This window comes from Streptomyces sp. NPDC005803, assembly GCF_040630435.1.
GTDB lineage: Bacteria > Actinomycetota > Actinomycetes > Streptomycetales > Streptomycetaceae > Streptomyces.
The window spans coordinates 209902-219707 of record NZ_JBEXXO010000009.1 but is presented as its reverse complement, the minus strand read 5'-3'; the positions used below and the strand labels follow the sequence as shown (position 1 = coordinate 219707).

Annotated in this window: 7 protein-coding genes; 5 read left to right on the top strand and 2 right to left on the bottom strand. The window is 72.3% G+C overall.

The genetic code is table 11. The features are described 5' to 3' along the window. Positions 1–332: 332 nt before the first annotated feature. Positions 333–1811, top strand: a complete 1479-nt coding sequence (locus ABZ454_RS15620) for a DUF4153 domain-containing protein (protein WP_359538376.1) — start codon at positions 333–335, stop codon at positions 1809–1811. A gap of 199 nt (positions 1812–2010) precedes the next feature. Here the strand turns inward: ABZ454_RS15620 and ABZ454_RS15615 are convergent, their stop codons facing one another. Then, positions 2011–3564 carry an MFS transporter gene (locus tag ABZ454_RS15615; RefSeq protein WP_356324576.1) on the bottom strand — a complete coding sequence of 518 codons (1554 nt, stop codon included), beginning with the start codon at positions 3562–3564 and terminating at the stop codon, positions 2011–2013. A gap of 253 nt (positions 3565–3817) precedes the next feature. On the opposite strand from ABZ454_RS15615, the gene ABZ454_RS15610 reads away from it, so the two are divergent. From ABZ454_RS15610 to ABZ454_RS15600, 3 genes are all read left to right on the top strand, one after another. Continuing rightward, positions 3818–4444 (top strand): TetR/AcrR family transcriptional regulator, encoded by a 627-nt coding sequence (locus ABZ454_RS15610; RefSeq protein ID WP_356324574.1) that lies wholly within the window; start codon positions 3818–3820, stop codon positions 4442–4444. A 228-nt stretch (positions 4445–4672) separates the two neighbouring features. Further along, positions 4673–5383, top strand: a complete 711-nt coding sequence (locus tag ABZ454_RS15605; protein WP_359538286.1) for a ribonuclease HII — start codon at positions 4673–4675, stop codon at positions 5381–5383. A gap of 60 nt (positions 5384–5443) precedes the next feature. Beyond that, complete coding sequence (locus tag ABZ454_RS15600; protein WP_359538284.1) at positions 5444–6064, top strand: hypothetical protein; 621 nt, start codon at positions 5444–5446, stop codon at positions 6062–6064. Between the two features lie 237 nt (positions 6065–6301). Here ABZ454_RS15600 and ABZ454_RS15595 read toward each other — a convergent pair whose 3' ends face one another. Continuing rightward, positions 6302–6931, bottom strand: coding sequence for a hypothetical protein (locus ABZ454_RS15595; RefSeq protein ID WP_356318202.1), 630 nt, complete (start codon positions 6929–6931; stop codon positions 6302–6304). Positions 6932–7586: 655 nt separating this feature from the next. On the opposite strand from ABZ454_RS15595, the gene ABZ454_RS15590 reads away from it, so the two are divergent. After that, a complete protein-coding gene (locus tag ABZ454_RS15590) occupies positions 7587–9746 on the top strand; it encodes a RecQ family ATP-dependent DNA helicase (protein WP_356318203.1) in 2160 nt (719 codons plus the stop codon). The last annotated feature ends 60 nt before the right edge of the window (positions 9747–9806 follow it).

Here is a 9806-nt window from a genome sequence, read left to right as displayed (position 1 = left end):
CCGCGCGGACGCCCGTGACGGCTGGGGTCTCGCGGTCGGACGGGGACGCGCGGACGCCCGTGACGGCTGGGGTCTCGCGGTCGGACGGGGACGCGCGGACGCCCGTGACGGCTGGGGTCTCGCGGTCGGACGGGGACGCGCAGGTGCCCGTGACGGCTGGGGTCCCGCAGCCCCGCGGCACGGAAACGCGGCGTCCGGCACCTGAGGTCCCGCAGCCCCCGACGGTCCCCGCCTACGCGCAGCAGGCTCGGTCGCCGCAGCCCGGCCCGCGGGGACAGAACAAGCAGGCGCCCTCGGAGCTCTCGCGGCTCCGCCCGGTCAGGCCGGGAAGCATCCCCGGCGCCACGCTGTGGGCCGTACTCGCGACCGGACTGCTCAGTGCCCTGCTGCTCGGCGAGGGCATCGGCCTGAACCTGCTCGTCGTGGCGGTCCCCGCATCACTCGCGGCGTACTTCACCGCCCGGGCGGCCGGCCGCCGGCTGCGCCCCTGGACCGCTGTCTGGGCCGGGGGCGGGCTGGCCCTGCTGGTCGTCCCGGCGCTCCGTGACGCCGGCTGGCCGAGCTTCCTCGCCATCGTGTCCGCGTTCGCCCTCGGCTCCCTCGCGCTGCACGGCAGCCGCAGCTGGCTCGGCATCTTCTTCGGCTCGCTGGGCCTGCTCACCTCCGTCGCGGAATCGCTGGGCTGGGGTGCCCGCGGCGTACGCGCCCGGATGTCGGACTCCCGGGGCCGCTGGGGTGTGCTCTTCCGGTCCTCGGCCGTGGCGGTCGTTCTGCTCCTCGTGTTCGGGGCGCTCTTCGCGAGCGCGGACGCCGCCTTCGCCGACGTACTGGGCAGCCTGATCCCCGACGTGTCCGTCGGTGACGGCCCGTGGCGGTTGCTCCTGGCCGTGCTCGGCGTGGCCGGTGCGCTCGCCGCCGCGTACACGGCCGCCGCCCCCGTGCGCTGGGACGGTCTGACGGTACGCCCGGGCCGGGCGCGCGGACGCCTGGAGTGGGCCCTGCCGCTGGTCGTCCTGAACCTGCTCTTCGCCGCCTTCCTCGCCATTCAGCTCACGGTGCTGCTCGGCGGATACGACAAGGTGATGGCCGAGACCCGTCTCAGCTACTCCCAGTACGCCCGCGAGGGGTTCTGGCAGCTGCTCTGGGCCACGCTGCTCACCCTGCTGGTCATCGCGCTCGCGCTGCGCTGGGCGCCGCGCGGTGGAGCACGCGACCGTACGCTCGTACGCGCCGTCCTCGGAACTCTGTGCCTGCTCACGCTCGTCGTCGTCGCCTCCGCACTGCGACGCATGGACCTCTACGTCGATGCCTACGGCCTGACCAGGCTGAGGATCTCCGTGGCAGCGGTCGAACTGTGGCTGGGCGTGGTTCTCGTGCTGATCATGGCGGCCGGCGCGTTCGGCGCGGCGTTGCTGCCGCGAGCCGTCGCGGCGAGCGCGGCCGTCGGCGTCCTGGCGTTCGGGCTGGCCTCGCCCGACGGCCTGATCGCGGAACAGAACGTCCAGCGCTACCGCAGCGACCACTCGATCGACATCGAGTACCTGCGCGGCCTCTCGGCCGACGCCGTACCCGCCCTCGACACCCTCCCCGAACCTCTGCGCTCCTGCGCCCTGGAAGAGATCCAGCGAACGCTGCGGAGCTCCGACGAGCCGTGGTACGCCACGAGTTGGGGCGAGGCGAGGGCCCGGGACATCCTCGGGGACTGGGATCCCGGCTACCGCACCCGCGACTGCGAAGGGCTGGGCTCGGGGGAGAACGGCAGCGAACGCGGCGACGTGGACGAACCGTACGACCCTTACGACCCGTACTGATCCCCGTAGCGCACCACCGGTGTCTCCGTATCGCGCCCTGGAGCCCCCGCATTGCGCCGCCGGGGGGTCTTCGTATCGCGCCCCGGGACTCCGTATCGAACCACCGGTTGCGGGCCGCCCTCGAGGGCGGCCCGTTTCCGTGGGTGCGGCTTCCGTCGCTGCCGCGTCCGTCGGCCGGCGTCCGTGCGGCGGCCGCACGCTACGCGACCGGTCCTCCCGCCGACGCCTTTCCGCTCAGCGCCTCCAGATCGCTCTTGCGCACCCGGACCACCAGCAGCGCGGTCAGCAGGGCGAGGGCCGCCATGGCCACCGCGGCGAGGAACGCGGTCGAGATGCCCTGGGCGAGCACGGCGTGGCCCCAGCCCCCGGGCAGTTCCTGCGTCTTGGCGAACTCCGCCTTCTGTTCCGGGGACGCCTGCGCCAGGAACTGGGGCACCTGCTTCTCCGCTTCGGTGCGGCTCGCCGTTCCGAAGACCGTGACCAGGATGGAGAGTCCCAGGGAACCGCCCACCTGCTGGCTCGCGTTGAGCAGGCTGGAGGCCGCCCCGGCCTCGTGCTGGGCGACTCCGGAGACCGCCGTCAGCGTCAGCGTCACGAAGTTCAGCCCCATGCCGAAGCCGAACACGAGCATCGGACCCAGCACCCCGGACAGGTAGGAGCTGTCCGGCGAGATGAACGTGAGCCAGACCAGGCCCACTCCGGTGAACGCCGATCCCGTGACCATGAACGGTTTCGGTCCGAGCACCGGAAGGAACCGCTGCGACAGTGCCGCGCCCACGATGATGGCGACGGTCACGGGCAGGAACGCCAGCCCCGACTCGATGGGGCTGTACTCCAGCACGTTCTGCACGAACAGCACGATGAAGAAGAACATGCCGAACATGGCCGCGGCCAGGCTGAGCATGATCACGTACGTGCCGGAACGGTTGCGGTCGGCGAACATCCGCAGCGGAGTGATCGGTTCCCTGGCCCGCATCTCGATGAGGACGAACGACGCCAGGAGGATCACGGCCGCGCCGAACGAGCCGAGGGTCAGCGAGTCCCGCCAGCCCTCCTCCGAGGCCCGGATGAATCCGTACACGAGCGAGGCCATGCCGAGGGTCGAGGTCAGGGCGCCCGAGATGTCGAAGCGGCCCGGGTGCTTCTCGGACTCGTTGATGTACAGCGGTGCCAGCACGGCGATCAGCACACCGATCGGCACGTTGACGAAGAAGACCCAGCGCCAGTCGAGCCATTCGGTGAGCAGACCGCCGGCCAGCAGGCCTATCGCCCCGCCGCCCGCGGACACCGCGGCGAAGACGCCGAAGGCGCGGTTGCGCTCGGGGCCTTCCGGGAACGTGGTGGTGATCAGGGCCAGCGACGTCGGTGAGGCGATGGCGCCGCCGATGCCCTGGAGCGCGCGAGCTGCCAGCAACTGCCACGGTTCCTGGGCGAATCCCCCGAGCAGCGAGGCCAGGGTGAAGACCAGGATGCCTGTCATGAAGACCCGGCGGCGGCCCAGGATGTCACCGGCCCTGCCCCCGAGCAGCAGCAGACCCCCGAAGGTGAGCGTGTAGGCGCTGAGGACCCAGGACAGATCGGTGGTCGAGAAGCTGAGCGCGTGCTGGATGTGCGGGAGGGCGATGTTGACGATTGTCGAGTCGAGCACAACCATCAACTGACAGGCGGCGATGACGGTCAGGGCGATCCCCGGGCGTCCCTGCCGGCGTGCCGCGCCCGGTGCGCCGCGTTTTTCTAACTGAGAGGTTGTCACTATGGGTCCCCCACACGTGAATTAGTGAACGGATCCGTTCACTGTTGCGTCAACGTTAGTGAGTCCCCTTCAGTGAACGCAAGCGTTCACTGAATTCTTCGTCGTCGCACCGTGCCCGGATCCACCGTCCCGGCCGGGTCCTGCTCAGTCCCGTGCCGACCCGTTGAGGCGCCCCTCCCGCCACTGCCCGCCCGGTCCCGAGCACCGGCCGGCCGGCGCGGGCGTACCGACCTGTTCCGATGGAGAGAAGCTCATGGCAACTTCGCGATCGGCCGCCGCCGCCCGGCAGCCGGTGGTGTCCCTGCGCCGCCGGGGACCCGTGCTGGAACGCGCGATCCTCGATGCCGCACTGGAGCGGCTGAGTACGGTCGGCTGGAGCGGGCTGACGATGGAGGGGGTCGCGGCCGGCGCCCAGACCGGCAAGGCCGCGATCTACCGGCGATGGCCCTCCAAGGAGGACCTGGTCGCGGACGCGCTGCGCAGCGCCCTGCCGACGATCGGTAACGCGCCGGACCACGGGAACATCCGTGAGGACCTCTACCAGCTGTGCTGCCGGCTCCGGGACGCCATGCTCTCCAAGTCGGGCTCCGCGCTGCGTGCGGTCCTTCACGAATGCGATGCGGACACGGCTGAGCGGTTCCAGTCGGTGATCCTCAGCGGTGTGATCGGGCCGACGACCGCCCTCATCAGGGAAGTGGTGAGCAGGGGGGTCGGCCGCGGTGAGGTGCGCGCCGACGCGCTGCGCGGACTGGCCTTCGACGTCATCCCGGCGATGATGATGTATCGCGCCAAGGTGTGCGGCAGCGAATGGACCGACGGGGACATCGCCGATCTGATCGACCAGGTCGCGGTGCCGTTCTTCCGCGCCGGCCCCCGCTGAGTTCCCGCCCCGCCCAGCTGCGCCCGCACGTGCGGGGCGCCCCGCACGGCCTCTCCGGCGTCCTGGTGCGGCGCGGAGACGACCGGGGTGCGCCGCCCACGGACGCGCCGGTGGGGGCGGAGGCGACCCGGCTGCGCTGCCTCAGGACACCCCGGGACGGGGCGGCGGTGACCCGGGCGCGCCCCGGGGTGTTCTCGGCGCGCCCATCGGCGTAGGCTGACTGGCGCCATGCCGTACGAACCACCCACGCACACCGTCGAGCGCTCACTGCGCGCCACCACCGGTGCCAAGATCGTCGCCGGTGTCGACGAGGTCGGACGCGGAGCGTGGGCGGGACCGGTCACCGTGTGTGCCGCGATCACCGGCCTCCGCAAGCCTCCCGCCGGTCTCACCGACTCCAAGCTGATCAGCCCCAAGCGCCGCGCGGAGCTCGCGCCGTTGCTGGAGCGCTGGGTCACCGCGTACGCCCTCGGCGACGCCTCACCGCAGGAGATCGACGACCTCGGAATGACCGCCGCGCTCCGGCTCGCCGCCGTGCGAGCCCTGGAAGCGCTGCCGGTGCGCCCCGACGCGGTGATCCTGGACGGCAAGCACGACTACCTGGGCCGGCCCTGGCAGGTGCGTACGGTCATCAAGGGCGACCAGTCCTGCGTCGCGGTCGCCGCTGCCTCGGTGATCGCGAAGGTCCGCAGGGACGCCGTGATGGCCGAACTCGGCGCGGACAGCGGTGAGTACGCGGACTTCGCCTTCGACGCGAACGCCGGCTACCCGTCCCCCGTGCACAGGGCCGCACTTGAGGAGCGGGGCCCCACGGCCCACCACCGCCTCTCGTGGTCCTACCTCGACGCGCTGCCCAGGTGGCAGCACCTCAAGAAGGTCCGCTTCTCCGCCGAGGCGGCCGCACTGGAAAGCGGGGGCCAGCTCGGCTTCGACTTCTGATCGCGCACATGTACCCACCCGCTGACGCCGCGTGCGTCGGCGTTTGATAGACAACCACCCATGCCTCTCATCCCCGAGGAGCCTCAGATTCACGAGAGCGCCCAGGGTCCCCGCGCCACGCCGGCCATCGGCCGCCCCGCGTCGACCCCTCGTCCCGTACCCGGTCCGCGTACCGCGGCCATGCCGCGCCCCGGTCGTCCGGGTCCCGGCCCCGCGAGGCCCGCGCCCCCGGCGCCGCGCCCGCACTCCACCTCCGGCCGGCCCCAGGCGGCCCCGCCGGAGAATCGTTCCGCACCCCAGCTCCAGGTGATCCCCGCCGTCCCCGACGGCGCGCTCGACGCGGCCGACGAGGCGGTGGACCTGCTGCTCGACTCCGGCCGCGCGCCCGGCGACATCCTGGTGCTCACCAGCGGCGAACAGCACCCGTGGGCGACGCACGAGCTCTCCTTCGGCGAGGCCGCTTACTGGGCCCAGCAGGAAGCGGGCGACGACGTGTTCTTCGCCGGTGCCGCGGCCGCGGACCGGGTGGCCGCACGGCCGGTGGTGATCGTCGCGGTCAACGACGCCGACGACGCCGCCGCCACGCGTGCGCTGTCGGCGGCGCGGGGTCGCGCCGGAGCCCTGCTGATCGTCTGCGGCGACCCGCAGCGGATCAACGCCGTGCTCGGCGCGGGCGTCTGAGCCGGAGACGATCCGACGGCGCGACTCGGTGCGGATGTCCGGGCCGCAGCGGATCGATGATCCGCTCGGCGTGGGCAGGTGCGCCGCAGGCGTCGATGACGCGCTCGGCGTGCTCGGCGCAGCGGTGAACCGATCCTGCGCGCGGCCCGGCTGTGGGAGGGCTGCGCCGCCGGGCCGTGGTGACCCGGCCGCTCTCGTGGGCGGCCGGGTCACCACAGACCGGGGCGGTGGCCCAGCTCAGCGCGCCGCGGTGCGGTGCAACGCCTGGACCGCGCCGCCTCCCGTGCGCAGAGGCCCGGCTTCCGGGTCCAGCGCGGTGTCGGCGAGGGCGGACGGCGGTGACGTGGAGTTCGGGCGACGGCCTCCGCGGCCCTCCCCGAGCACCTGCCAGCCGCCGCGGGTCAGCGTGATGTACGCGCCGCACCGCAGCCCGTGCAGGGTGCACGCGTCCCGTAGCCCCCACATCCACGCCCCGTCCTCCTCCGTCCAACGCTCGTCCCCCTCGCGGGCGTAGAGCAGTACCGCGGTACGGACAGGGGTACGGCGGCGGAGATCGTGCGGGATGACCCGGCGCAGGTGCGCCAGCAGTGCGTTGCGGAACTCCCAGCCGTCCGCCGTCACCGAACGACGGGCGAACGAGGCACTGGCCGTGAGGCGTTCCTCGTGGTCGAGCACGGCGACGACTGCGGTCTGCGGGGCCGGCCGGTGCCGTGCGTGCAGCCCACTGACCACCTCGCGCGGGCTGCGCAGCAGCGGTATGCCCGCCGCCGCCCACTCGGCCGGTTCGAGGATTCTGGCAAGGCGGTTGGTGGGGTCGGCGACTGGCGACATCGAAGTGGCTGCGGACGGAGCGAATCCGAAGGTCACGGTCCTCCCTTCGCATACGCGCCCACGATGCGGGCAGGGTCGGGTGAGGGCGCGCCGCGGCACAGCCCTTCCGGGCCCGCGAAGAAGACCGTGCGGGGAGCGAGTCCAATTCTTCCTGGCGTATCGGCAGGCGGCAACGAGCAATTGGCGGAGCTGACGGTAATCAGCCGGTATGACACGGATATCCCTGCCCAGTCCGGCACCGGATGACGCCCCTGTCACGCCTGAACGACGAGGACCAGCGGAAACACGCCATCCGACCCGGCCCGCCGCAGGGCCCAGCCGCCACCGCAGGGCCCGGCCGGTGTCCGAGAGATCGTCCACGAGCAGGGCGGCCCCGTCGCCGCTGAGGGCCTCGGCCGGCTCTGGTCCCTGGACGAGCCGTGGTGGGCGGGGGAGAGGAGGGGCGAGCGCGGTCACGCGGACGGTCGCGTCGACGGGGTCGGGGGTGGCGGGGCCGGGAACGCCTGGGGGACTGACACCAGGCTGCCATGCGGGCCTGACCTGCTGAAACGCGCCGATTTGGAGGGTGTCAGGGCCAGGTGATGGGCCCGGGACGCCCTCGTTTCCGGTGGTGCGGACGCACTCTTCGTGAGCCCGTCCGCCACGGCGGGTGGATTCGCTGATTGTCAGTGCCATCGGGTTGCATGGGGGTATGGACACCTTGGAGCTGCGCACTGAAGCCGATGCCGTTCTCGCTGAGCTGGTCGGTGCCCCCGGGGGTCCGGCGCGACTGCGGGAGGACCAGTGGCAGGCGGTGGCGGCCCTGGTCGAGGAGCGCCGTCGCGCGCTGGTCGTGCAGCGGACCGGCTGGGGCAAGTCGGCCGTGTACTTCGTGGCCACCGCGCTGTTGCGTCGGCGTGGGGCGGGTCCGACGGTGATCATCTCCCCGCTGTTGGCGTTGATGCGCAACCAGGTGGAGTCGGCGGCGCGGGCGGGTATCCAGGCGCGCACGATCAACTCGGCCAACCCGGAGGAGTGGGAGACGATCTACGGGGAGGTGGAGCGCGGTGAGACCGATGTCCTCCTCGTGAGTCCGGAACGTCTCAATTCCGTGGACTTCCGTGATCAGGTGCTGCCGAAGCTCGCGGCCACGACCGGTCTGCTGGTGGTCGATGAGGCGCACTGTATTTCCGACTGGGGCCACGACTTCCGCCCCGACTACCGGCGGCTGCGCACCATGCTCGCGGAGTTGCCGGCGGGAGTTCCGGTGCTGGCCACGACGGCGACGGCGAACGCCCGGGTGACGGCGGACGTGGCGGAGCAACTGGGCACGGGGGGCGGCGACGCGCTGGTACTGCGGGGGCCCCTGGACCGGGAGAGCCTTCGGCTAGGGGTGCTGGAGCTGCCGAACGCGGCCCATCGGCTGGCATGGCTGGGGGAGCGGCTGGGTGATCTGCCGGGGTCGGGGATCATCTACACGCTGACAGTGGCGGCGGCTGAGGAGGTCGCCGCGTTCTTGCGGCAACGCGGATATCCGGTGGCTTCCTACACGGGGAAGACGGAGAACGCCGAGCGGTTGCAGGCGGAGGAGGACCTGCTGGCGAACCGGGTGAAGGCCCTGGTCGCGACCTCCGCCCTCGGGATGGGTTTCGACAAGCCGGACCTCGGTTTCGTGGTGCACCTGGGGTCGCCGTCGTCGCCGATCGCGTACTACCAGCAGGTGGGGCGCGCGGGGCGTGGCGTGGACCACGCCGATGTGCTGCTGCTGCCCGGCAAGGAGGACGAGGCGATCTGGGCGTATTTCGCCTCGGTGGGCTTCCCGCCCGAGGAGCAGGTGCGGCGCACGCTCGACGTGCTGGGCCAGGCGGGCCGTCCGTTGTCGCTGCCCGCGCTGGAGCCGTTGGTGGATCTTCGGCGCTCGCGCCTGGAGACCATGCTGAAGGTTCTGGACGTGGACGGGGCGGTCAAGCGCGTGAAGGGCGGCTGGACCGCGACAGGGCAGCCGTGGGCGTACGACGCGGAGCGATACGCCTGGGTCGCGAAGCAGCGCGCGGCGGAGCAGCAGGCCATGCGGGACTACGTGGCGACCACGGGGTGCCGGATGGAGTTCCTGCAGCGGCAGCTCGATGACGAGAAAGCGGTTCCGTGCGGTCGCTGCGACACCTGCGCCGGACCCTGGCTGGACGCGGCTGTTTCTCCTGCGGCGCTCGCGGCGGCGACGGGTGAGCTGGACCGGCCGGGGGTGGAGGTCGAGCCGCGCAAGATGTGGCCGACCGGCCTTGCCGCAGTCGGCATGGACCTCAAGGGCCGTATCCCCGCAGGGCAGCAGGCGGTGACCGGGCGTGCGCTGGGTCGGCTGTCGGACATCGGCTGGGGCAATCGCCTGCGCCCCCTGCTGTCGGTCCAGGCGGCGGACGGGCTCGTCCCGGACGACGTGCTGAACGCCGTGGTGACCGTGCTGGCCGACTGGGCCCGCTCGTCGGACGGCTGGGCCGGCGGTGCGCCGGACGCGCCGGCGCGCCCCGTGGGGATCGTCGCCATGCCCTCACGCACCCGCCCCCAGCTGGTCACCTCCCTGGCCCAGGGAGTGGCCCGTGTGGGCAGGCTCCCGCTGCTGGGCAGCCTGGCCTATACGCCGCACGCCGACGAGCACGCCGCCCACCGCAGCAACTCCGCCCAGCGTCTGCGCGCCCTGGCCGACTCGTTCACCGTGCCTGACGAACTCGCCGCCGCCCTGGCCGACACCCCCGGCCCGGTCCTGCTCGTCGACGACTACACCGACTCCGGCTGGACCCTCGCGGTGGGTGCACGCCTGCTGCGCCAGGCCGGAGCCGATCAAGTGCTACCGCTCGTTCTCGCGCTGGCGGGATAGGCCGCGACGGGTCCCCGTCGAAGGCTGGCGTGGACTGCCGGGGCGCTTGAGGGGGACCCT